Below are 24,263 nucleotides of genomic sequence, written 5' to 3'. Positions count from 1 at the left end.
CAGCCAATTTTTGCCCCCTATTGTTAAGCATGTAATGACAAGTTGGCGGTGCGTTGTTGAGGAGTGACGCCCGCCAAGGGAGGAGACTATGGGACAGTATGTAATCGGCATTGATGCCGGTGGCACAATGACGAAGGCCGCGCTGTTTGATCTGGACGGTGCCGAAATCGCCTGCGCGCATAGCCGGAACGTAATGCAGGCCCCCCACCCCGGCTGGACCGAACGGGACCCGGATGTGATGTGGAAGGCTGCGACCTTGGCCGTACGCCAGGTGATAGAATGCAGCGGCGTTTCGCCGTCAGACATCGAAGCGGTGTCCGTGGCCGGGTATGGTGGAGGCCTATACCTGATGGACCGCGACGGGCATCCGGTGCGGCACGGGATTATGTCAACGGACGCGCGCACCATCGACATCATCACCGAATGGCAGAGCAATGGCATTGCGGATCAGGTCGAGGCATTGATCGGCCAACACCTCTGGCCCGGTCAGACATTCGTTTTGCTGGCATGGCTGGTCCGCAATGAGCCAGACGTGTTTGACCGGACGCATCGCGTGTCCTTCTGCAAAGATTTCCTGCGTGCTCAACTGTGCGGGGACATGTCGACCGATCTGACGGATGCCGGGTCAGCCGGATTGCTGGACCCGGAAACCGACACTTATTGCGATGCGCTTTTCGAGCTTTTGGGCCTGTCCCACCTGCGCGACAAGCTTCCAGACCTTGGCCCCTCAGATGAGGTTGTGGGTCGGGTCACGGCAAAGGCCGCGGCACTGACTGGCCTACAAGAAGGAACGCCGGTTGTGCGCGGCACGGTAGATATGAGCGCGGCCGCACTGGCCTCGCATATCACGCAGCCCGGACAAATGAGCGTCATTGCGGGCACATTCAGCATCGCGGCCACGCTCAACACAACGCCACGGCGCAGTTATGTGCCGATGTTGCAATTTCCCTACCCCCTTGGCGGATATATGGCGGTCGAAGGCTCTCCGACCTCGGCCAGCAATCTTGAATGGGTCGTCAAAACCGTTCTGGCCCATGGACAGCCTCTTCCGGACGAAGGGTTTTCCGACATCTACGAGCGCCTGAACGAAGCCCTTGCACGGCGTTTGGGAAAGCCCGGCCCGGCTTTGTTCTTTCCTTTTCTGTTCGGTGGCCCAAACGGCGCACCGGCGGGATTGTTGGGCATGACGGCGCAATCGGACTTTGACGACATGGCCATCGCGATCTTCGAGGGCATCGTTTTTGCCCACAAGTTGGACATCGACAAGGTGCTGTCAGGCGACGATGCCGCCCCCGTCGATCTGATCCGTCTGACGGGCGGCGCAACCCGCAGCCCGTATTGGTCCAAACTTTTCTCTGACATTCTGGGGTTGCCGATCGAAGTGCCCAAAGGATCGGAATTCGGCGCGCTTGGTGTGGCCATTTGCGCGGCGTCGGCCATCGGCGCCTATCCCTCCTTGGCCGATGCGGTCGCAGCGATGACCGGCATCGCACGCCGCCACGACTGCAACACAGATCGTCACGTCGCCCATATCGCAAAATTCCCACGGTTCGTAGCGATGACACGCGCAATGGCCGCAATCCCGGCGGCCCCGTTGGTCGCTGATACGGAGACCTTTCATGCTTGAACTTCAGGGGGTGAGCAAAATCGTTGCCGGAAAGCCCCATATCAACGCAACCGATCTGACCTTTCAAAAAGGCACAATGAACGTCCTTCTTGGACCAACGTCGGCGGGCAAAACCAGTCTGATGCGCCTGATGGCGGGTCTGGACCGCCCCAGCACAGGAAAGGTGTTTTGGAACGGCAAGGATGTGACCGGCCAACGGGTACAGGATCGGCGTATCGCGATGGTCTATCAGCAGTTCATCAACTACCCGTCCATGAACGTGTACGACAATATCGCTTCGCCCTTACGGTTGGCGGGTCGTGATCGTAGCGAGATTGACAGGCGCGTGCGCGAGACTGCCGCGATGCTGCAATTGACGCCGCTGCTTGACCGAATGCCTCTGGAGTTGTCGGGCGGACAACAACAACGCTGTGCTCTGGCCCGCGCCTTGGTCAAGGACGCCGGGCTGGTGCTTTTGGACGAACCGCTGGCCAACCTTGACTACAAGCTGCGCGAAGAATTGCGCGACGAGATTCCGCGGATCTTTCGCGAGTCTGGCGCGATCTTTGTCTACGCCACGACCGAACCGGAAGAGGCCTTGCTTTTGGGCGGCAACACCGCCTGTCTTTGGGAAGGCCGCGTGACCCAGTTCGGCCCGGCGACAGAGGTCTATCGCCACCCGATCGACACCACCACCGCCCGCGTTTTCAGTGACCCTCCGATGAACTTCAGCGCCTGCACCAAGGCGGGCGATACGCTGACATTCGAGGTCGGAGCCAAGGTCGCGGCAGGTGGCAATCTGTCAGCGATCAGGGACGGAGACTACGTTGCCGGGTTCCGCGCCAACCACCTGCGGTTCGAAAAACCGAACGGCCCGGCGCTGGAACTGAAATGCCAGCTTGTCGCATCCGAGATCACCGGATCAGAGACGTTTTTGCATGTGCGCCAAGGTACGTCACGCTGGGTCGCACTGGTCCACGGAATTCATCATTTAACCGATGGGACGGACGTCAGCCTGTGGCTCAGCACCGCGCATTTCCACCTGTTCGACACCCATGGGCAATTGGCGGTTCAGGCCGCCTATGCCGCAGCAGCCTGAGGTTCTGACATCATGGCAAAAATTACCCTTTCCAATCTGGCGCACACCTACTTTCCCTACCCTCGGGGCGAACAGGACTACGCGCTCAAGACCATTGACCTGACTTGGGACGATGGCGGTGCCTATGCGCTTTTGGGGGCGTCTGGGTGTGGGAAATCCACACTTCTCAACCTTATCTCGGGCCTGCGGCGGCCCAGCCAGGGGCGCATTCTGTTCGGGGATGGCGATGTGACAGACGCGCCAACGGCAGAACGCAATATCGCGCAGGTGTTCCAGTTCCCAGTGGTCTACGACACCATGACGGTGCGCGAAAACCTGGCCTTTCCGCTGCGCAATCGTGGCATGAAAAAGGACTATATTCAGTCGCGCGTCGATCAGGTGGCACAGATGATCGGCATGGAGGACACGCTGTCGCGCAAGGCGCGTGCCTGACGGCGGATGCCAAGCAAAAGATCAGTCTTGGGCGTGGCATGGTCCGCGAGGATGTGAATGCGATCCTCTTCGACGAACCTCTGACCGTGATCGACCCTCACCTGAAATGGGAACTGCGCACGCAGTTGAAAAAACTGCATCAGGACTTTGGTCACACGATGATCTACGTCACCCACGATCAGACCGAGGCGCTGACCTTTGCCGATAAAGTGGTGGTCATGCATGACGGACGTATCGTTCAGGTGGGGACGCCCGAGGAACTGTTCGAACGGCCTGCGCACACATTTGTAGGGTATTTCATCGGCTCGCCGGGGATGAACCTATTGGATGCCGCCATCGACGGGAATGTCGCCCGTATTGGCGACCATGAGGCACCGCTGGGTGGCACGTTTGGCCTCCTGACGGGGCGCACGCAGATCGGCATTCGTCCTGAGCATGTGACCGTCGGCAGAACCGGCGGACTGCCCGCCACCATTCTGCGCGTCGATGATGTGGGCCGTCATCGCATCCTGCGCGCCGATGTGGCCGGAGCGCCCGTGGCCGTCGTTTTGCGCGAAGGCGCCGAGCTACCCGCAGACAGCTGTCGCCTCATATTCCAGCCGGAAAAGATCGGCGTCTTTGCCGACGATTGGCGCATGGCCCCGGAACATCCCAAAGACAGGAGTGGCTCGTAATGCTCAAGACACAGAACAACAAGGCATGGTTTCTAGTGCTTCCAGTGCTGCTGCTTGTCGGATTTTCGGCGATCCTGCCACTGATGACGGTGGTGAACTATGCCTTCAACGACACTTTCGGCAACAACGCGTTTTTCTGGGTGGGTCTGGAATGGTTCCGCGACGTGATCCGCTCGGAACGGATGCACGATGCCCTGCAACGTCAGCTTATCTTTTCGGCAATCATCCTGGCGATTGAAATTCCGCTGGGCATCGCCATTGCTCTGACCTTGCCGAAACGCGGCGTCTGGGCCAGCCTGACCTTGGTTTTGCTGGCGCTGCCCTTGCTGATCCCGTGGAACGTGGTGGGCACGATCTGGCAATTGTTCACTCGCATCGACATCGGTTTGCTTGGCTCGACGCTGGCTGCGCTTGGCGTCGATTTCAACCTTGGCCGCGATGCAATCGACGCCTGGGCGACGCTGATCGTGATGGATGTCTGGCACTGGACCTCGCTTGTCACGCTGCTGTGCTACGCCGGTCTGCAATCCATTCCCGAAGCCTATTACCAAGCGGGCCGCATCGATCAGGCCAGCCGCTGGGCCGTGTTCCGTTACATCGAACTGCCGAAGATGCAGGGGGTGTTGCTGATCGCCGTGCTGCTGCGCTTCATGGACAGTTTCATGATCTACACCGAGCCTTTCGTCGTCACCGGCGGTGGCCCCGGTTCGACCACGACATTCCTGTCCGTCGATCTGGTGAAGATGGCAATTGGTCAGTTCGACCTCGGTCCAGCCGCCGCCTTCAGCCTGATGTATTTCCTCGTGATCCTTTTGATTTCATGGGTGTTCTACACCGTCATGACAAATCTCGACCAAGAAAAAGAAGAGGTGCCGGAATGACCGCTATTGACCCGACCTTAACCGTGGTGCCCCGTGCGCGCCGGCCGCGCGATCATGCGAGACTGCACAAGAACGTGTCGCGCGGGATGCTGATGCTTTACATCCTGTTCCTGCTGGTGCCGATCTACTGGCTGGTCAACATGAGCTTCAAGACCAATGCCGAGATCCTGTCGGGCGTATCCCTGTTGCCGCAAGACTTCACCTGGCACAACTACGCTGTCATCTTCTCCGACAGCACGTGGTACATGGGCTACGTCAATTCGCTGATCTACGTGGTTTTGAACACGCTGATTTCGGTGACGGTGGCGCTGCCTGCGGCCTATGCGTTCAGCCGCTACAGCTTCATGGGCGACAAGCACCTGTTCTTCTGGTTGCTGACCAACCGTATGGCCCCGGCTGCGGTGTTTGCCCTGCCGTTCTTCCAGCTCTATTCCAGTGTCGGCCTGTTTGACACGCATATCGCGGTGGCGCTGGCGCATTGCCTGTTCAACGTCCCGCTCGCGGTCTGGATTCTTGAAGGCTTCATGCGGGGTGTGCCCAAGGAAGTGGACGAAACCGCCTATATCGACGGTCACAGCTTTGGCGGCTTTTTCCTCAAAATCTTCATGCCCTTGATTGCCAGCGGGATCGGCGTCGCCGCGTTCTTCTGTTTCATGTTCTCCTGGGTCGATCTTCTGATCAGCCGCACGCTGACCTCGGTCCACGTCAAAACCATCGGCGTCGCCATGACGCGCACGTCCTCGGCCACCGGTCTTGACTATGGTGTGCTGGCCGCCGCCGGGGTTCTCACCATCATTCCGGGCGCTTTGGTGATCTGGTTTGTCCGCAACTACATCGCAAAGGGCTTTGCCCTGGGGAGGGTGTGATGCGCACGACCCGTTGGATCACGATTTATACCATTCTGACCGTTGTCATGGGCGGGGCCCTAGGGGCGCTGATCCTGTCGGTGCCGCGCAGGAATGGCGCACTGGATTGGACCGGGCAAATGATTGCGGGCGGCTGGATGGCCTGGTCGTTCCCCGTAGCCCTGTTCTTTTGGACGATCGCCTGCTTGCTCATCCTGTTCACGGTTTTGGCGGTTCGGTTTCCTGAAACGCCACGCCTTGGCGCGCTGCGGATCGAAACGACGCGCGGCGACCGGCTTTTCATCACTTTGCTTGGCTCGGCCTTTATCAATCTGGCCTGGCTGGGACTGAGCGACTTTGCTCAGTGGGGCGCCGTTGTCCCCTGCCTGATCTACGCCTTTGCGGTGTTCCGCTGGCTTTGATCCGGCCTGAACAGGTGTTGCGCGCCATGTGTGGGCAATGCCGCCAAACTAGCAATCTTCAGGGAGGAAGAAAATGAAACTCAACTTTAAATCCACCACGGCGGTGGTCGCGGCGCTGGCGTGTTTCGCAAGCCCGGCCTTCGCCGACATGGAGGCGGCAAAGGCATTCCTAGACGCCGAAATTGGTGATCTGTCCAGTCTCAGCCGTGCCGAACAAGAACAAGAAATGCAGTGGTTCATCGACGCCGCCGCCCCTTTTGCCGGCATGGACATCAAGGTCGTGTCGGAAACCATCGACACCCACAGCTATGAATCCAAGGTGCTGGCCGATGCGTTCACCAAGATCACCGGCATCCAGATCACCCATGATCTGATCGGTGAAGGCGATGTGGTTGAAAAGCTGCAAACCCAGATGCAGTCGGGCGAAAACATCTATGACGCCTATATCAATGACTCCGATCTGATCGGGACGCACTGGCGCTATCAACAGGCGCGCAGCCTGACCGACTGGATGGCGAATGAGGGGGCGGACGTGACCAACCCCGGCCTGGATCTGGCCGATTTCATCGGGACTCAGTTCACCACTGGCCCTGATGGGGAACTCTATCAATTGCCTGACCAACAGTTCGCGAACTTGTATTGGTTCCGCTACGATTGGTTCAACGACGACAAGAACAAGGCCGATTTCAAAGCGAAATACGGCTACGATCTGGGTGTTCCGGTCAATTGGGCCGCCTATGAGGACATCGCCGAATTCTTCACTGGCCGCGATCTGAGCCATATGGGTGTCGAAGGCGAAGTCTTTGGCAATATGGATTACGGCAAGAAAGACCCGAGCCTAGGCTGGCGCTACACCGATGCGTGGATGTCCATGGCGGGTATGGGCGATGTGGGTGAACCCAATGGTTTGCCGGTCGACGAATGGGGCATTCGTGTGAATGACCAGTCCCAGCCCGTCGGCGCCTGTATGACACGCGGCGGGGCGACCAACTCCCCGGCGGCCGTCTATGCCGTGGACAAGGCGATCAAGTGGCTCAAGGACTACTCGCCGCCCTCAGCCCAAGGCATGACATTCTCTGAGGCGGGTCCGGTCCCGGCGCAGGGCAATGTGGCGCAGCAAATGTTCTGGTACACCGCTTTTACTGCGGCGACGGTTCTACCCGACCTGCCCGTGATGAACGAGGATGGCACGCCGAAATGGCGTATGGCCCCCTCGCCACACGGTGCCTACTGGGAAGACGGCATGAAGGTCGGCTATCAGGACGTGGGGTCCTGGACTTTGATGAAATCCACCCCTGTGGATCGCGCCAAGGCCGCGTGGCTTTATGCGCAGTTTGTCACCTCGAAAACCGTGGATGTGAAAAAAGCGCATGAAGGGCTGACCTTTATCCGCGAATCCACAATCCAGCACCAGAGCTTCACCGATCGCGCGCCCAAACTTGGCGGTCTGGTGGAATTCTACCGTTCGCCGGCCCGCATCCAGTGGTCGCCGACTGGCACCAACGTGCCTGACTATCCCAAGTTGGCACAGCTGTGGTGGCAGAACATCGGTGACGCCATGTCCGGCTCCAAATCCACGCAAGCGGCCCTCGACGGTCTTTGCAGCGATATGGAATCGGTCATGACCCGTATCGAACGGGCGGGCATTCAGGGCGACATCGGTCCCAAGATGAACCCCGAACAAGGTGCTGAGTATTGGCTGGAACAGCCGGGCGCACCCAAGCCCAAACTCGCAAACGAGCGTCAGGAACCCAAGACCGTCGCCTATGACGAGATGATCAAATCCTGGAGCAAATAACCTCTGCGACCCGGCGGTTATGCGCCGCCGGGTCGGTCCACCCTGAAACCCGGTTGGCCGCTGTGGCACCGGAACCTTTTGGAGAAACTCATATGACTGATCCCAAGCCCCATATCGGCGACCTCGTGGCTGAAATGCTTGCTAAGTCCGGCGTCGAATATGTTTTCGGTATGCCGGGCGGGCAAACGACGGCCCTGCATGACGGAATTTCCCGACGCCAAGACCGGATAAAACACATCCTGATGCGCGACGAACGCAACGCCGCCTATGCCGCCGACGGCTATGCCCGGATCACCGGCAAGCCCGGCGTGTGTGACGTGACCGTCGGCCCCGGTTCCAATCTGTTGCCCGCTGGATTTCTTGAGGCGCTGAACGCCTCTATCCCGATGCTGGGCATCATTGGGGAATTGCCGCTGGACTGGTTGCCGCTCAAGGAAAAGGGCATCGCCAGCCAGGGCTACGATCAGCTCTCTTTCTTCAAGACCTGTTCGAAAGAAGCATTTCTGGTGCCTTCTATCGCCGCCCTGCCGGAACTGATCCGCACCTCGTTGCGTATCGCCACCGCTCCGCGTCCCGGCCCTGTGGCGCTTATCATCCCTCACGATATCTTTGATGCGGATTGGGACATGGAAACTCTGCTGACCAATGTCGATGATCGCAGCGTGCGCACGCCCTACCTGCGCTCAGTTGCGCCCCCCAGTGAAATCGACAAGGCGATTGAGCTGATCAAAAAGGCCAAGCGGCCTGTATTGGTCTGTGGCGGCGGTGTGCATGGCGCCAATGCCTGCGACGAGGTGACAGCATTCGCTGACCGTTTGGGCGCGTTGGTGGTCACCAGCCTGTCCGGCAAAGGGTCGGTGCCCGAAACCCGCGACTATGTGGCGGGCGTGCTCAATCCGCTTGGGTCCAAGGCGGCGATTGATCTGGTGCCTGAGGCGGATCTGGTGATCTGGTGCGGGTCCAAGGTGAGCCAGAACACCGGCATGAACTGGTCTTTGCCGACACCGGAACAGGCCACCATCACCATCGACTTCGATCCGCTTGAACATGGCCGCACGTTCCGGCCCACGGTGCCGCTTTTGGGCGATGTGCGCAGCATGGTTCAGGCGCTGGATGCCGCCCTTGGCGAAAGCCGCGCGGACGCCAACCCGGAATGGATGGCCCGCATCGCCGAGGTCAAGGCCGAGTGCGATAAGGTCAAGGCGGTTGAAATGGCATCGGATCAAATTCCGGTTTTGCCGCCGCGCGTCATGGCCGAACTCGACAAACGCTTGGGTGAAAAGGACATCGTGGTCTCGGACGCGTCCTTCTCCGCCGGGTGGATTTCCGGCTATCTGCCTGCCCGCCAAACCGGGCGAAAATTCGTCTTTGCCCGCGGCCAGGGGGGGCTTGGCTATTCGGTTCCCGGTGCCATCGGCGTTGCGTCGGTCATCGAAGAGGGCGGGCGCGTTGTGACACTGGCGGGTGACGGTGCATTTTCCTACACCATTGGCGAACTGGCCACGCAGGCGCAGTACAACATGCCGATCGTGAACATCGTCATCAACAATGGCACATTGGGCTGGATTAAGCTGTGGCAGGAAATCTTTTTCAAGAACCCGCAGTCCTGCGCCTTGGAAAAGCAGGATTACGTTCCCGGATACGCGGCAGCGGCAGCAGGCCTTGGGTTGAAAGGCATCTATGTCGAAAAGCCTGACGACATCGGCAAGGCGCTGGACGAGGCCTTTGCCCATGACGGGCCTTCGGTTGTCGAGGTGCGCATCGATGATCGTGCCACACCGATCCATTCCTTCAAGCGCCGTATGCGTGAACCCGAAGACAAGCCGCGTCCGCGGCCCGGTACGGTCTACAAGCTACGCGAATGGAAGGTCTCTCCGGATCTGTAAGGACGTTCCGCTATGGGGGCAAAGGGCGGGGGATCTCCTCCGCCCTATGGGTGTTGCACCTGCAAACACGGCCTTCCAGATCTGATCGCGCATCTGCGGGTCTTTCTGGCGCGATCGTGAGATTTTTTGGGGTGGCGGGCGTGGAAATCGGATTGAAAACACGCTAAACCTCTGACCAGGTCGCGCCTTTGGGTCTGCGATTTGTCCTCGCCACCAGTAAAAGGGTCAGCTGATGTTTAAGCGTTTGTTTCCTCGCCGCCGGTCGGTGGATGTGCCGCCCGTTCACCGCTTTGACGGTCTTCCGCCGACGCCGGAGGAAAGTCTTGTGGTTGTCGGGGACATTCATGGTCAGTTGAAATGCCTAGATGCCATGATCGACATGCTGATGGAAAAAACACCCTCCGCCCGTTGGGTGTTTGTCGGTGATTTCGTGGATCGGGGGGAGCAGAGCGCCGAGGTTTTGGAGCGGTTGCGCGCCCTTGAAGTGGCCCGCCCAAACACGGTTTTCATCATGGGCAACCACGAAGAAATGATGCTGTCCTTTTTGCAGGACCCAGAAGGCGCTGGCAACCGATGGATGCGGCACGGTGGCTTGCAGACTATGGCCAGCTACGGCGCGTTTCGCCTGAGTGAACACAATGCCCCTGAGGCTTTGCGGCAGGCCAGAGATCAGCTTTTGGAGCTTCTGCCGGAGGGTTTGGAGGCCTGGCTCAATGAACGTCCGGGCCTGTTTCAAAGTGGGAATGTCGCCGTGGTTCACGCCGGCGCCGATCCGGCCAAGCCGATAACGGACCAAAGAACGCAAACCCTCAGATGGGGTCATGTGCGGTTTGGGCAGGTCCCGCGCCAAGATGGGCTTTGGGTCGTGCACGGCCACACCATTGTCGACATGCCGAAAGAGAGCAATGGCGTGATTTCAATCGACACAGGCGCCTATGCCACAGGGCGCTTGACGGCGGTGCACATCACCAAAAGCACTACCGAGTTCCTGCAAACACGCGGATAACCAAGCCCGGCGGTACGCTTTTGATCTTTCCGTTGAGACTCGGCGTAAACCTGAAACGCTTTCAGGTGGGGTCAAGCGATGTGTCTCGGTCTTTGATGCCGATTGATGTGCTCGCCCGCTGAATTGCCTCTGAGCATCCGTATCACGGGATGTGAGTGCGCATGTGGTCATTTTAAGCATTTGATTTATTGAGAAAATGTATCTTTAACTGATCGCGGATTGAACTGTCGATGTCTTTTTGATGCCCGGCGTTTCAGCAATGCACTGCGCAGTATTTTGTTTATTTTTTGTAAAGCGGTATTTACAAAAAATAAAAAATAGGCTGTTCTCTCCTCATGAAACATAATAGCGCCACATACACTCCTCCCCCACCCTTGCGTTCCACCAGCAAGGAGCGGCTTGCTATGTTGCAGGAGCCGGATGTTTTGATTCTTGGCGGCGGAGTAAACGGTGTGGCCACGCTGCGCGATTTGGCGCTCAACGGGGTGTCCTGTGTGCTGATAGATACGTATGATTTCTGTCAGGGCGCGAGCAGCGCATCAAGCCGCATGGCGCATGGTGGGCTACGCTATCTGGAGGGGCGCGAATTTCGGCTCGTGGCGGAATCGGCGCGCGAACGAAACCGCCTGATCGCCCATGCCGGGCATCTTGTGAAGCCACTGGAAATTGTCGTGCCCCTTGAGCATCTTTTGGGCGGCTTCGCCCGCGCTGTGCTGCGGTTTTTGGGCTTTACCCGCTTTGGTGGGCCGCTCTCCTTGGCGGCTCTGGAGGGTGCGTTGCGGCTTTACGAAGCCTTCGGCCGCCGCGAGCACCCGCTGCCAAATCATAAAACAGTGTTGCGCCGCGCCCATTTCCCGAAAGGCCTGCGCCCCCAAACCCGTGCCGTGGCGGCCTATTTTGACGGTCAGATCACCCAGCCCGAAGGGTTGATGTTTGAAATGCTCCGCGAGGCGATGGGGCAGGGGCCACGGGTTGCGGCGCTCAACCATGTGAACTGGCATAAAGACGGTGACGCGATTGTTGTCACGGATCGGTTTGACGCCACGCACTACCGCTTCACGCCGAAGGTGATCGTCAACGCCACAGGCGCGTGGATCGACGATGTAAACGCAAAGCTTGGCGGCAAGACGAAGTATCTGCGCGGTGTCAAAGGCGCGCATTTGGTGTTGGATCACTCCGCATTGCATCACCGCATGGCCGGGCGCGCCTTTTATTTTGACGATGGCACCGGGCGGATGATCATCACCCTTCCTGTGGGCGAAAATATCCTTGTCGGGACCACCGAAGTGGAAACCAAGGATGCCGAAGATCGCGGCATTTCAGAGACTGAGATTGCCTACCTGTTGCGCGCCATCGACGGGCTTTTCACCGATATTTCGGTGGATCGAAGCCATATCGTGTCGATGACAACCGGCATTCGTCCGCTGCGTGATGGCGGTGGATCGGCCACCAGTGCGGCCCGTGACCATGCACTTGAGGAGGACCGTTTTCCCGGCTGTGCGGCTCCGGTTTTGTCGCTTGTGGGTGGCAAATGGACGACCTTTCGGGCCTTTGGCGAAGAGACTGCGGATCGTGTGCTGAAACGGCTTGGTCGGGTCCGCACCATGTCCACCGCGCAGCGCACCTATCCTGGTGCCGCGCCTTTTGCGCGTGATGCTCTGACGGTTCCAAGGGAGATCGCCACACGTTTGATCGCCCGCTATGGCGCTTTGGCCCAAGAGGTCGCGCCGCATTGTATGGGACCGGGAAGCACACCTTTGGCCGGGGCACCCCACTATTGCCGGGGTGAAATCATCTGGGCCATTCGCGCCCGCGCCGCCTGTTGCATCGAAGATTTGGTGTTGCGGCGGACCCAACTGAGCCTCGGTCATGGGCTGCAGCGCGAGACGTTGTATGACCTCGCAGAAATTTTGGCACAGGAAGCGGGGCGCGACCCGAAAGACTTGGCGCTGGAAATCACAGCCGTGTTGGAGGACCCACGTCTGATGGGCACACGCGCCCAGCTTCAGGAGAATGTCGCATGAGCGGTGAGATTCTGATTTCAATCGATGCGGGCGGCACGGCAGTCAAAGTTGTCGCCTATGACCTGATGGGCGCTGAAATCGCAATTGAAACCGCCGATGTGCCGACCGATCACCACCCGGACGGGCGGGTCGAGCGCGATGTCGACACCTTTTGGGCCGGCACCGCTTCGGCGCTTCGGCGGCTCACGGCGCATTGCGCCGGGCGCGAGATTCTTGCCGTCGGCTGCACCGGATTTGGCAATGGTATTTTCCTCCTGGACGCGGAGGGGCGTGGCACACGTCCGGGCATCGTGTCTGTCGATCACCGCGCCCAACCTTTGGTGGAGGAACTGGCCGCCTCCGGGCGCGCCACCGAAATTTCCGCACAGACCGGGCACCGGTTGTGGGGTGGTCAAACCTTGATGCAACTGGCGTATCTGGCACGGACCGAACCCGAGGTCATGGCGCGCACCCGCTGGGCTTTGGCGTGTAAAGATGTGATCCGGTTTCGCCTGACCGGGGAGGCCTTGACCGATCCAACGGAGGCCAGCGGTGGCGGGTTGATGGACGTGGCTGCAGGGACCTATGCGCAGTCTGTCTTTGAGGCGCTCGGGCTTGCGCCGCATGCGCATCTTTTGCCGCCCATCGTGGCGAGCGACGGCGTGGCCGGGCGGGTGTCGCGCCGGGCCTCTGAGGAAACCGGATTGCCCGAGGGCACGCCGGTGGCCGGGTCGATGATGGATGTGGCCGCCAGCTCTTTGGGGGCAGGGGCTGTAGATGCGCCGATTTTGACAATGATTTCAGGGACTTGGTCGATCAACAGTCTGGAAAGTGGCCCCCCCAAAGGCACGGCCACGCCGATCCTGAATATGCTCTATCGCGGAGGGGATCGTCGATTGATTGCCGAGGGTAGCCCCTGTTCCGCCGCCAATTTGGGTTGGTTTCTGGATCACGCCATGGCGGGGCGCGTGTCCGTTGCCGAGGCCAATACATTGGTTGCCAATAGCCCGGTTGAAACCCGGCGCTGTCAGTTTTTGCCCTATGTTTTCGGTCCAGACCCGCGCCATGGGACCTTTGTCGATCTGGGCGCGAGCGATGATTTGGGGACAATGCTACGGGCGATCTTTGAAGGGGTGGTGTTTCAGGCGCGGCGTCACGCGGAGGATGCCGTTGCCGTGGCGGGTCTGCCGTTTCCAGAGACGATCCGCCTTGCGGGCGGGGCGTCGAAATCGCCGGTTTGGGCCCAAGTCTTTGCCGATGTGTGTCAACGCAATGTGGAGGCGGTGCGCGCCTCTGAGGTGGGCGCATTGGGCGCGGCGATCTGTGCCGCTGTCGCCTGTGGCGCCTATGCCGATTTGGCCGAAGCCACGGCGCAGATGACTGGCGTGGCCCGCACACACCGACCCGATCCGGCGTTGGGGTCGTTTTACGAAAAGAGGTTTCACAGCTTTTGCAGGCTCGATCACGGGCTGGCAGCGCTGTTGGAGGAGGAGAACCCGTAACCCGGGTCAGACGTTCACAAAGAAACACCAGGGAGGAAAGAAAATGCGAAAGACACATCTTTTGTTTGGAACGGCGCTCTGTGCGCTGGCCACGCAAGGCTACGCGCAGGATACCATGGCCTGTAAAGGCACATTGCCAGCGCTCAATGTGATTGCTCAGGGCATGCCCGCAGTCACCGCACTTGATGCTCATCTGTCTGAATTCAATGACAAATGGGGCACTGAGGTGAAAATCACCATGTTGGGGGAAAACGAGCGGCGCGCCAAAGCACGTTTGGATGCCTCCACCGGCGCAGGCTCCTATCAGGTGGTCTATATCGACGAGGCCAATCTGGCCGAATATGTCTCCGCCGATTGGATTTATCCGCTCGCCGATGTGGTGCCTGAAAGCTACGATTTGGCCGATTTCCGTACCGACCTGAGCAATGTCGCCACGGTCGATGGCGTGCAATATTTCGCGCCTTTCGTGGGTGGCGGCGACGTCATGATGTACCGCAAAGACCTGTTGGAGGCCAAAGGCATTGCCGTGCCGAAAACGCTTGATGAGCTGGTTGCTGCGGTCAAGGCGCTCAACGATCCCGAGGGCGGTGTCTATGGGTGGTCGGCACGCGGACAACGCGGCTCCGGCATGAACGTGTGGCGCTGGACGCCGTTTTTCCGCGCCGAAGGTGGCGAATGGCTTGACGGTGATATGCCTGCGTTCAACTCTGCGACGGGCGTGAAAGCGACCGAAGTTTACATGGACATGATGCAGTCCTCGCCTCCCGGCGTGGCGACGTTCAACTGGTCCGATTCCGTTGAGGCGTTTCGCGGCGGTCAGGTGGCGATCTTGATCGAATCTGATGTGTTTGGCCCGTGGATGGAAGACCCGGAAAAGTCGTCCATCGTTGGCAAAGTCGGCTATGCTCCGCCGCCTGATCCGCTGCCGTCGGCGGGTTGGTCGCATGGCTGGGCCGTGTCGAAATCCGGCGCAGCGGAAGACTGTGCCAAAACAATCGCAGGCGATTTTGTCGGCTGGGCCACCTCGAAAGAGATGGAACAAAACCGGCTTGCCGCCGGGATTGCCTCCGACATTGGCCGTGTGTCCACCCTGCAAAGCGATGGGTTCAAAGCGCTGGTGCCGCAAGAATACATTGATGCGCTGTTGGACACAGGCCCGAAAACCAGCCTGTTGATCATGGCAAGCCCGGTGTGGCCGGAAATTGGCGACACGCTTGGCCTGACGCTTGAGGAACTCTTTGCGGGCACCCGTGACGATGTTCAGGCGGCCTTGGATGAAGCTGCGTTTTTCGCCGAAGAAAGCCTGATGCGCGTCCAGTAACGCCGTCTCTTGCCGCCGCACATGCGATCTGTGCGGCGGCTCCCTTATTTCCAAAAGCGTTTCGACCTAACCCTGAGATACGGATCAATGTCGCAACGCGCGAAACGCTCTAAAGGACATGTCATGACCCGAAAAAGGTTCGTCATCCTGTCGCTCGTGCCCGCCATCGGCCTGTTGGCCACGCTGGCAGTGGTCTCGATTGCCGGGGCGGTGTGGTTCGCGCTTATGAACCGCACGTTGCGCTCGCCCGATTACGAATTTGTCGGCGCCTATAACTTTCTGCGCCTGTTGCGCGATCATCGGTTTTTCAATGCGTTGGAAATCTCAGCACTTTGGGAGCTGGTGACAGTGACCGGCACATTGGTTGTGGCCGTGCTTTTGGCGGTGTTGATTTTCGAGACGGTGAAAAAGCCGCTTTGGCGCAATTTGATCTGTTTCGCCTTCCTTGTGCCGGTGCTTTTACCGCGCGTGGCGGCGGCGTTCATCTGGCGATTTCTCTATTCCCCCTCCTTGGGGGCGATCAATTATCTGCTGAGTCTGGTGGGCATCGGCCCGGTGGAATTCCTGGCCGATCCGTCCTTGGCGCTTGTCTCAGTGGCCATCGTCGACATCTGGCAATGGGGGCTGTTTTTCACCGTCATTCTGCTCAAATTGATGGAAACCCTGCCGCGCGATCCGGTTGAAGCCGCCAAGCTCGACAATGCGCGGACATGGGAAATCCATGCCTATATCACTCTGCCGATGCTCAAAGGTCCGCTGATCAGTTTGGCGCTTGTGAAAGCGGTCGAAAGCCTGCGCTCCTTTGATTTGATCTTTGTGATGACAGGCGGCGGACCCGGCACGGCGACCGAGACGCTGGACCTTTATGCCTATCAGATGGGGATCAATATGGGCGGCCGGATTTCCTATGCCTCAGCGATGTCCATCCTGTTGCTGATCGTGACGACAGTGGCCTTCACCATCATCTGGAAAGCGGGGAAAAAATGGGCAAACTGATTTCCACCACTCTGACGCGGGCCCTACTTGGGCTGTTGATTATCGTTGCCTTGGGGCCAATCCTGTGGACCGTTTTGGGGGCGTTCAAAGAACTGCGCGACATCGTCACCCCGGTGCCAAAGCTGATCTTTGAACCGACCTTGGACAATTTCGCCACCATCCTGCGCAACCCGACCATCCGCGACGGTCTTCTGCATTCGGTGATTGTGGTTTCGGCCTCTGTGTTGATCGGCGCGGTGCTTGGTATTCCGGCGGCGCATAGTTTGGCACGACATGCGCGGCGCTGGGGCGATGATGTGCAATTCTTTGTACTCTCATTGCGCTTCATGCCACCCGTCGCCATCGCGATCCCGTTCATCGTGATCTACCTCGATCTGGGCATCTACGACACGCTGTTTGGCTTGATCTTGGTCTATCTGATCACCACAATTTCGACCGTGATCTGGCTGGCCGTGCCCGCCTTCGAACGCGTGCCGCATGACATCGAAGAAGCCGCCGCCATGGAAGGCTGTGGTCCGGCCGAAGTGTTTTGGCGCTTTTCCTTGCCGCTGGCTGCACCGTCGTTGTTTGGCGCGCTGGTGTTCACCTTTGTGCTGGTCTGGAATGAGCTGTTGCTGGCGCTCACTTTGGCCGCCCAAAACGCCACGCTTCCGGTGGTGGCCGCCTCGATCACATCGCTTGGCAAAGAAGTTCCGTGGGGCGTGATCAACGCCGCGACCGTTCTGCTTGTTTTGCCTCCCCTCGTATTCATCGGCTTGCTCATGGGTCTGCTCAACAGCATGGTCCGCAGCGGCCCGAAATAGGACACTTCAATGGCACATATCCACTGTACCGACATCGTAAAATCCTATGGCGCTCATCCCGTCATCAGCGGTCTCAACCTTGATATCCCGAACCATGAGTTCGTGGTGTTCCTCGGCCCCTCCGGCTGTGGCAAATCCACCATGTTGCGGATGATTGCCGGGTTGGAGGAGGTCACCGGCGGGCGCATTGAAATTGGCGGCACCGATGTCACCGACCTGCCGCCGGGTGAGCGCGGCGTGGCGATGGTGTTTCAAAGCTACGCGCTTTATCCGCATATGAGCGTAGCCGACAACATCACTTTTGGCCTGCGTCGTCAGGGCGTGTCCAAGGCCGACATCGCGCCGCGTCTCAAACAGGTGGCGGAGGTTTTGGGGCTTGAACAGTTCTTGGACCGGCGGCCTAAAAACCTATCGGGCGGGCAACAACAACGGGTCGCCATGGCCCGCGCCATGATCAAAACACCCAAAGTGTTTTTGTTTGACGAACCTCTGTCCAATCTCGACGCCAAGCTGCGTGAGAAACTGCGGACCGAAATTCGCCGGATGCACCTCAAGCTCAAAACCACAACGATTTTTGTGACCCATGATCAGCTTGAGGCCATGACCATCGCCGACCGCATCGTGTTGATGCGTGACGGGATGATCGAACAAATGGGCACGCCGGACGAGATTTTTGAACGGCCCGCCTCGCGCTTTGTCGCGGATTTTATCGGAACGCCGGCAATGAATTTTGTCACCGCCAAGCTCGAAGCGGGGCTGATTGCCTGCGCTGGCAGCATCCGCATGCAGCTGTCCGAGGCGGAGTTTCCCAGCCTGAACCCAGGCCAAGAGGTCGAATTGGGCCTGCGCCCCGCGCGTATGGATCTCTGCGCGCCGGGCAGTGCCAATGCACTCACCGGCGAGGTGGTTTTGGTCGAAAATATGGGGGCCGAAGGCCAGGTGATCACTGAGGTGGACGGGGCCGAAATTTCCTTTGTCACCCAAAGGTTTCGCGATCTGTCGATCGGTGACACGGTCCATTTCGCCATTCGCCCCGACCATATCCACGTTTTTGATCCGAAAACGGGTCGCAGCCTGCGCAAGGACTGATCATATGACGACACGCTATAGTGAAAAACTGGCCCGCCTGCGCGCGGGCATGGGCCGCAAAGGCGATTACATGATCGCGGATGCCAAGGATACCGATGTGACCGGCGGGGTGCCCGCGACCGGACCGCGCCGCAATGCGAGCGGCAAGATCGTTGGCGCGCGCACCCGGCCAGAATTCCTCGATCAAATCCGCAAGGTGATTGATCAGGATGTGGTTGACATCATGCTGACCTCCGCCGGGAATATGGACATTTTGGCCACCAGCGGCGCCTTTGACGGGCGGGCCATTCAACCGGCGTTTCGTGCCAATGAAACCACCTGTGTCTGGGCCAATGTACGCCATGCGGGCTATGCCCAAACGCCGTCGCGCCCGTATCGGGGGGCCGATCTGGCCTTTGCTCCGGCGAATTTGTGCCTTTATTCGCTGACCTTCAACAATGACACCGAAGCGGATGCGCGCGCCTTGGAGGCCTATGCTGCCTTTCGCCGGGAGGCCCGTGCGGCGGGTGTGGCGCATTTTCTTGAGGTGTTTAACCCCAATGTGCCGGGTGCGGTGGGCGAGGCAGAGGTTGGGGCCTATGTCACTGATTGCATCATTCGCCTGTTGTCGAGCCTGACCTCCGCTGAGCGCCCCGAGTTTTTGAAGGTCGCCTATAATGGTCCGAAAGCGATGGAAGAGCTGGCCGCGCATGATCCCTCTATGGTGGTTGGTGTGTTGGGCGGGGCGGGCGCGACCCATCGCGATACCTTTGAATTGATTGCACAATCCGAACGATATGGCGCACGCTTGGCGCTGTTTGGGCGCAAGATCAATCAGGCCGAGGATCAATGTCGCCTGATCCAATGGATGCGCGTGGTTGCCGATGGCGAGGTCTCGCCCGAAGAGGCGGTCAAAGGCTATCACGGCGATTTGGAAACGCTGGGGTTAGGACCAGACCGTCCCTTGGCGGACGACATTCAGATCACGGCGGATGTGTTGCGCTTTGACGCCGCCGCTTTGGCCGTCTAATTTGCGCCGACCCGCAATTTTCGCAGGAGCACGCCCCCATGGCCCGCGCCAATCATCCCTCTGACCGCACCGTCGCAGAAACGGCGTGGCTTTATTATATCAAAGGGTTCAATCAGGCGAAATCGCCAAGAAAATGAACCTGTCGCGGCCCACGGTCGTGACCTATCTACGGCTGGCGCGGGAGCGGCAGATCGTGGGGGTGAAAATTTCCGGGATGCATTTTCGGGTCAATGAATTGGCCGATGCGCTCTGTGAAAAATTTGGTCTTGAGAGTGCCTTCGTGGTGCCCGAAGAGATCAATGCAGCCGAGACGATGCAGCAGGTCTGCGAAGCGGCGGCGCAGTTTTTGCCGGATTTTGTCGCGCCGGGTGATACGCTTGGGGTGAGTTGGGGCCAGACCGTGTCCTTCGTGTCTGAGCGGGTGCCATGGTGGCCGATCCAAAATCTGGTGGTGCGTCAACTCATTGGCTCCTTGGCCAACCCGCTTTTGCCGACCTGTGAAAGCTGTACCACAGAGATCGCACGTAGGCTTTCGGCGCAATGTATCAACCTGAATGCGCCGGCGGTCTGTTCGGAGGCTGGATTGGCCGAAAGGTTGCGCGCCGAGCCGATCATCGCCGAACAACTGACCCACCTGAAAGACTGTAACAAAGCGATTTACTCGCTCAGCCCTTGCACCGAAGACACCCATGTGGTGCAGTTCAACATCGCCACAAAGACCGACATCGCCGACTATGTTGTCAAGGGTGCGGTTGGGATCATTGCGGGTCGGTTCATCGACGCGGAGGGTGCGCCGGTTTTGGGCGATCTGGACCGGCGGATGATTGGCGCGGATCAGGAGACGTTGCGCAATATGTCAGGGCTTTTGGTGGTCAACGGATTGAACAAACATGCCGCTACGCACGCCGCGTTGCGCGGGGGCTATGTGACCCATGCGGTGCTGGATCTGGCACTGGCTGAGGCGCTTGTGAACGATGTGCCGAGTGCATGAGGAAGGGGCGCGAGCAAGAATGCCCGCGCCCGTTTGATCACTCGGGGGCTTTGACGAGGATCTTGACGTGGGACTTTTCGGCCACGAGCGCCTCGAATCCTTCCGGCACGATGTCATCAATCGCGATGCGTTTGGTGACCAGTTTATCGGCGTTGAAATAGCCTTGCGTCATCAATTCCATCACCGCCGGATAGACATTGCGGTACGCAATGGTGCCAAGCAGTTGCCGCTCTTTGAGTACGACGGTGTTGGGGTGAAACGCCGCCTCTTTTTCCCAGATCGAGACGATCAAGGTCTGTCCTTCGTGGCGCGTGGCGTCGATGCATTGTGGCAAAACCTGCGGCACGCCCGTCACTTCAAACGCGACATGAACCCCGCCAGTTGCCGCGCGGATTGCGGTGACGGCATCCGTCGACGTCGGGTCGATGGCTGAGGTTGCGCCGAGGTCCAGCGCCTTTTGGCGACGCACGTCTGAGGGCTCAACCACATGGATTTGAGCCGCCCCGGCGACACGCAGCGCTTCGACGACGAGCAACCCAATAGGTCCGGCACCAAACACCGCTGCCGTATCACCGGCTTTGATCTTAGACATGCGCACGGCATGCAGCGCCACGGCGGCCGGTTCAACCAACGCGCCTTGTTCCATCGACAGAGCGTCGGGCATCTTGTGAACCATCCGCGCAGGCACCACGGAATAGGCGGCAAACCCGCCGTGACCGCCGGAGAGGCCAACAAAGCCCAAGCTGTCGCAGAGATTGTATTTGCCTTCCAAACAGGCGGGACAGTCGCCACAGGCAAAAATCGGTTCGATGGCCACACGGTCGCCTTTGACCACATGGGTGACATTTTCACCGACCTCGGTCACCACGCCGCTGTATTCATGACCCATCGTGATCGGGGCCTGATCGTGGCTGAGCGGGTGATCCTCGCCGACGGGAACAAAGATCGGCCCGGCGAGATATTCATGTAGATCACTGCCGCAGATGCCGGTCCAGGCGACCTTGACCTTGACGTCACCGGGGCCGGTGGTTGGCTCTGCCACCTCTTCGACCCGGATGTCTTTCACGCCATACCAACGTGCTGCTTTCATAATATGTCCTTTGCTTTGAATAGGGTGGGGTCAGCGATAGACCATGCCACCGTCGATGAGGATCGCCTGACCGGTCATATAGTCGCTATCCGGCCCCGCGAGATAAGAGACGAGGCTGGCCACGTCTTCGGTGGTTTGCGCGCGGCCAAGCGCGATGGAGTCGACAAATTTGTCAAACGTCGCACCCTTTTTCGCGCCCGTGAGATCGGAGAACCGCGCGTCGATTTCGGTCCACATGTCGGTGCCCACGACACCGGGGCAGTAGGCGTTGACCGTGATGCCGTCGGGGGCGAATTCTTTCGCCGCGACCTGGGTCAGGGCCCGCACCGCGAATTTGGTCGAACAATAGGCCCCGAGCATCGGAAAGCCGTCGTGTCCGGCGATTGAGGAGGCGGAGATGATCTTGCCTTTTGTGCCGTCCTTTTTGAACCGGGCGGCGGCGGCCTGAATGCCCCAGAGCACACCTTTGACGTTGACGGCGTGGATCTTGTCCATCTCCGCTTCGGTGATCTCGGAAATGGGTTGGACCTGTGCGATGCCAGCGTTGTTGATCATGATGTCAAAGCCGCCGAGCTGATCGACGGTGCTGTCGATGGCGTCAATGACCTGTTGGCGGTCGGTGACATCGGCGGTGATGGTGATGACCTTTGCACCGCTCTTGGAGAGCTGGCTTTCGGCCTCAGAGAGATCGGCGGCGTTCAGATCGACCAATGCGATCGCAGCCCCATCGGCGGCAAGCCGTTGCGCGATGCCAAGTCCGATGCCGCGCGCGCCACCTGTGACGAGCGCAGTTTTACCGTTGAGAGTCATAGTGCACCTCATGCGTTTGAAGGTTTGGGCGCGCACCCGCTACGGGGAGAGAGCGGGTGCGCGCGGTTTGCATCATGGGAGGGATGCAAAACAAAGGGCGATCATCAGGACAGGTGGTGCACCGGCTGAAGGCCGTAGACCGGGGTCTCAAGGCCCTCCATCCGCGCTTTCAGTTGCAGCGCGAGATACAGAGAATAGTGCCGCGATTGGTGAAGGTTGCCGCCGTGGAACCACAGGTTCTCCTGCTGCGTCGGCTTCCACATGTTGCGCTGTTCGCCTTCCCACGGACCGGGGTCTTTGGTGGTGTCAGACCCAAGGCCCCAGACCTTGCCAACCTTATCGGCCACCTCTTGGCTGATCAGATCGGCGGCCCAGCCATTCATTGACCCAAAGCCCGTGGCCATGACCACAAGATCGGCCTCAAGGCGGGTGCCATCGCTCAGCACCACGGCGTCTTCTTCGAAGTGATCGACCTGACCTTGGACAAGCTTGACCTCGCCGTCGATGATGAGCTGGCTGGCACCCACGTCGATGTAATAGCCCGACCCGCGCCGCAGATATTTCAGGAACAGGCCAGAGCCGTCATCGCCCCAATCCAGTTGAAATCCTGCCTTCTCCAGCCCGGCGTAGAACTCGGCATCGCGCTCGCGCATCTGGTCATAGAGCGGGATTTGGAATTCATGCATGATCTTGTAGGGCAGGGAAGCGAAAATCATATCCGCCTTCTCGGTGGTGACGCCGTTGGCCAGAGCCTCTTCGGAATAGAGACCACCAAGGCCAATATCCATCAGGCTGTCGGATTTGACGATATGGGTCGAGGAGCGCTGCACCATGGTCACATCGGCCTCGGCCTCCCAAAGCGCGGCACAGATGTCATGGGCGGAGTTGTTGGACCCGACCACGACGACCTTTTTGCCGGTCCAGTCGTCCGGGCCTTTGTGTTGGGACGAATGCTGAATCTCGCCTTTAAAGCTGTCCATACCGGGGAAGTTTGGCACATTGGGCTTGCCCGACATGCCGGTGGCCAGCACAAGCTGTGTCGGTTTCAAGATGACGGTCTCGCCATCGCGATTGACCTCAATCGTCCATGTTCCGGCGCTCTCATTATAGGCGGCTTTGACCACTTCGGAGCGGGTCCAATAGTTGATCTCCATGACTTTCGTGTACATCTCAAGCCAATCACCGACCTTGTCTTTCGGCGTGAACACCGGCCAGTTGTCGGGGAATTTGATGTAGGGTAGGTGATCGTACCAGATCGGATCATGCAGGCAGAGCGACTTGTAGCGCGAGCGCCATTGATCGCCGGGGCGGTCGTGTTTGTCCAAAACGATGGTCGGCACACCAAGTTGGCGCAGGCGCGCGCCCAAGGCGATGCCGCCCTGTCCGCCACCGATGATCACCGTGTAGGGTTGGGTGTCGTACCCAAGCGAGGCCTCCTCCGCCTCGCGCCGCTCTTTCCAGCTCAGGCGGTTTTTCTGCGCGCCGTGTTCTGCGCCCATCGGGCGGCGTTTGCCACGGTTTTCCTCAAAGCCTTTGAGTTCCTGCAAGGCGGTCAGCAGGGTCCAGATCCGGTCGTCTTTCAACCGCATCAGACCCCAGCCCCGTCCGGCCTTGGTTTCAAATGTCACCCAAGCTGTCGTCACCCCGTCCTCCTCGACCGGCAGTTCGCCGTCTTGTAGACGGAACGTGTTGGGCTGGGTTTTATCCAATTGGTGAAGCAACATTTCCCCCACAGCGTCCTGACCTTCAACCGTTTTAAGGTTCCAGGTCACAGCGACCAAATCGCGCCAATAGCTGTCGGTGGTAAAAAGTGCCGTGGCCGCTTTGATGTCGCCTTCCTCCAAAGCGGCATTCAATCGGTCCAGCACGTCCTGCGTGCGGATCGTCACGGTTGAATCAAGCATCACATCTCCTCCTAAGTGCGTTTCTTGTGAGAGGAGTATTTCAGGAGGGCTTTGGCGTGGGCTATGCTCAATCGTTCCGACTACGACCAAAAAACA

General features: G+C 59.1%; 19 protein-coding genes and 1 pseudogene. 17 read left to right on the top strand and 3 right to left on the bottom strand.

Annotated features, from left to right (window positions below; all coding sequences use genetic code 11):
• Positions 1-88 precede the first annotated feature (88 nt).
• The 17 genes and pseudogenes from C8029_RS08560 to C8029_RS08480 all read left to right on the top strand — a co-directional run bounded on the left by C8029_RS08560 (position 89) and on the right by C8029_RS08480 (position 20,363).
• A complete protein-coding gene (locus C8029_RS08560; protein ID WP_152002729.1) occupies positions 89-1,627 on the top strand; it encodes an FGGY-family carbohydrate kinase in 1,539 nt (512 codons plus the stop codon).
• Positions 1,620-2,705 carry an ABC transporter ATP-binding protein gene (locus tag C8029_RS08555; RefSeq protein WP_152002728.1) on the top strand — a complete coding sequence of 362 codons (1,086 nt, stop codon included), beginning with the start codon at positions 1,620-1,622 and terminating at the stop codon, positions 2,703-2,705. Before C8029_RS08560 ends, C8029_RS08555 begins: the two co-directional genes overlap by 8 nt.
• 12 nt (positions 2,706-2,717) lie before the next feature.
• Positions 2,718-3,811 (top strand): annotated as a pseudogene (locus C8029_RS08550) (ABC transporter ATP-binding protein).
• Positions 3,811-4,692 carry a carbohydrate ABC transporter permease gene (locus C8029_RS08545; protein ID WP_009570241.1) on the top strand — a complete coding sequence of 294 codons (882 nt, stop codon included), beginning with the start codon at positions 3,811-3,813 and terminating at the stop codon, positions 4,690-4,692. The pseudogene C8029_RS08550 and the gene C8029_RS08545 overlap by 1 nt, the downstream one beginning before the upstream one ends.
• A gap of 86 nt (positions 4,693-4,778) precedes the next feature.
• The gene (locus tag C8029_RS08540) at positions 4,779-5,558 is read left to right on the top strand and encodes a carbohydrate ABC transporter permease (protein WP_152002809.1); all 780 of its coding nucleotides are present in this window, start codon (positions 4,779-4,781) and stop codon (positions 5,556-5,558) included.
• Entirely contained in the window at positions 5,558-5,959 is a 402-nt protein-coding gene (locus C8029_RS08535) for a DUF2160 domain-containing protein (RefSeq protein WP_152002727.1), read from the top strand. Before C8029_RS08540 ends, C8029_RS08535 begins: the two co-directional genes overlap by 1 nt.
• Before the next feature lie 73 nt (positions 5,960-6,032).
• A complete protein-coding gene (locus C8029_RS08530) occupies positions 6,033-7,757 on the top strand; it encodes an ABC transporter substrate-binding protein (RefSeq protein WP_152002726.1) in 1,725 nt (574 codons plus the stop codon).
• A 92-nt stretch (positions 7,758-7,849) separates the two neighbouring features.
• Positions 7,850-9,643 (top strand): thiamine pyrophosphate-binding protein, encoded by a 1,794-nt coding sequence (locus tag C8029_RS08525; protein ID WP_009570237.1) that lies wholly within the window; start codon positions 7,850-7,852, stop codon positions 9,641-9,643.
• Between the two features lie 232 nt (positions 9,644-9,875).
• On the top strand, positions 9,876-10,649 hold the full coding sequence (locus tag C8029_RS08520) for a metallophosphoesterase family protein (protein ID WP_009570236.1): 774 nt from the start codon (positions 9,876-9,878) through the stop codon (positions 10,647-10,649).
• A gap of 404 nt (positions 10,650-11,053) precedes the next feature.
• The gene (locus tag C8029_RS08515) at positions 11,054-12,673 is read left to right on the top strand and encodes a glycerol-3-phosphate dehydrogenase/oxidase (RefSeq protein ID WP_152002725.1); all 1,620 of its coding nucleotides are present in this window, start codon (positions 11,054-11,056) and stop codon (positions 12,671-12,673) included.
• On the top strand, positions 12,670-14,154 hold the full coding sequence (locus tag C8029_RS08510) for an FGGY-family carbohydrate kinase (protein WP_152002724.1): 1,485 nt from the start codon (positions 12,670-12,672) through the stop codon (positions 14,152-14,154). Before C8029_RS08515 ends, C8029_RS08510 begins: the two co-directional genes overlap by 4 nt.
• A 43-nt stretch (positions 14,155-14,197) precedes the next feature.
• Positions 14,198-15,475 carry an ABC transporter substrate-binding protein gene (locus C8029_RS08505; RefSeq protein ID WP_152002723.1) on the top strand — a complete coding sequence of 426 codons (1,278 nt, stop codon included), beginning with the start codon at positions 14,198-14,200 and terminating at the stop codon, positions 15,473-15,475.
• A 123-nt stretch (positions 15,476-15,598) separates the two neighbouring features.
• Entirely contained in the window at positions 15,599-16,471 is an 873-nt protein-coding gene (locus C8029_RS08500; RefSeq protein ID WP_152002722.1) for a carbohydrate ABC transporter permease, read from the top strand.
• A complete protein-coding gene (locus C8029_RS08495; RefSeq protein WP_152002721.1) occupies positions 16,459-17,274 on the top strand; it encodes a carbohydrate ABC transporter permease in 816 nt (271 codons plus the stop codon). The genes C8029_RS08500 and C8029_RS08495 overlap by 13 nt, the downstream gene beginning before the upstream one ends.
• A gap of 9 nt (positions 17,275-17,283) precedes the next feature.
• Positions 17,284-18,363, top strand: a complete 1,080-nt coding sequence (locus C8029_RS08490; RefSeq protein WP_152002720.1) for an ABC transporter ATP-binding protein — start codon at positions 17,284-17,286, stop codon at positions 18,361-18,363.
• 4 nt (positions 18,364-18,367) lie between these two features.
• Positions 18,368-19,372, top strand: coding sequence for a hypothetical protein (locus C8029_RS08485; protein WP_152002719.1), 1,005 nt, complete (start codon positions 18,368-18,370; stop codon positions 19,370-19,372).
• Between the two features lie 133 nt (positions 19,373-19,505).
• On the top strand, positions 19,506-20,363 hold the full coding sequence (locus C8029_RS08480; protein WP_226946284.1) for a sugar-binding transcriptional regulator: 858 nt from the start codon (positions 19,506-19,508) through the stop codon (positions 20,361-20,363).
• Between the two features lie 37 nt (positions 20,364-20,400).
• On the opposite strand, the gene C8029_RS08475 is transcribed toward C8029_RS08480, so the two are convergent.
• The 3 genes from C8029_RS08475 to C8029_RS08465 form a co-directional block, all read right to left on the bottom strand.
• On the bottom strand, positions 20,401-21,453 hold the full coding sequence (locus C8029_RS08475) for a 2,3-butanediol dehydrogenase (RefSeq protein WP_152002718.1): 1,053 nt from the start codon (positions 21,451-21,453) through the stop codon (positions 20,401-20,403).
• 30 nt (positions 21,454-21,483) lie between these two features.
• Positions 21,484-22,263 (bottom strand): acetoin reductase, encoded by a 780-nt coding sequence (locus tag C8029_RS08470; RefSeq protein WP_152002717.1) that lies wholly within the window; start codon positions 22,261-22,263, stop codon positions 21,484-21,486.
• A 104-nt stretch (positions 22,264-22,367) separates the two neighbouring features.
• Positions 22,368-24,167 (bottom strand): NAD(P)/FAD-dependent oxidoreductase, encoded by a 1,800-nt coding sequence (locus C8029_RS08465; RefSeq protein WP_152002716.1) that lies wholly within the window; start codon positions 24,165-24,167, stop codon positions 22,368-22,370.
• Between the last annotated feature and the right edge of the window lie 96 nt (positions 24,168-24,263).

Origin of the sequence: Roseobacter sp. TSBP12, from assembly GCF_009129705.1 — a bacterium.
GTDB lineage: Bacteria > Pseudomonadota > Alphaproteobacteria > Rhodobacterales > Rhodobacteraceae > Celeribacter > Celeribacter baekdonensis_A.
The sequence above is the reverse complement of the archived record's forward strand: the minus strand, read 5'-3'. Positions and strand labels throughout refer to the sequence as shown.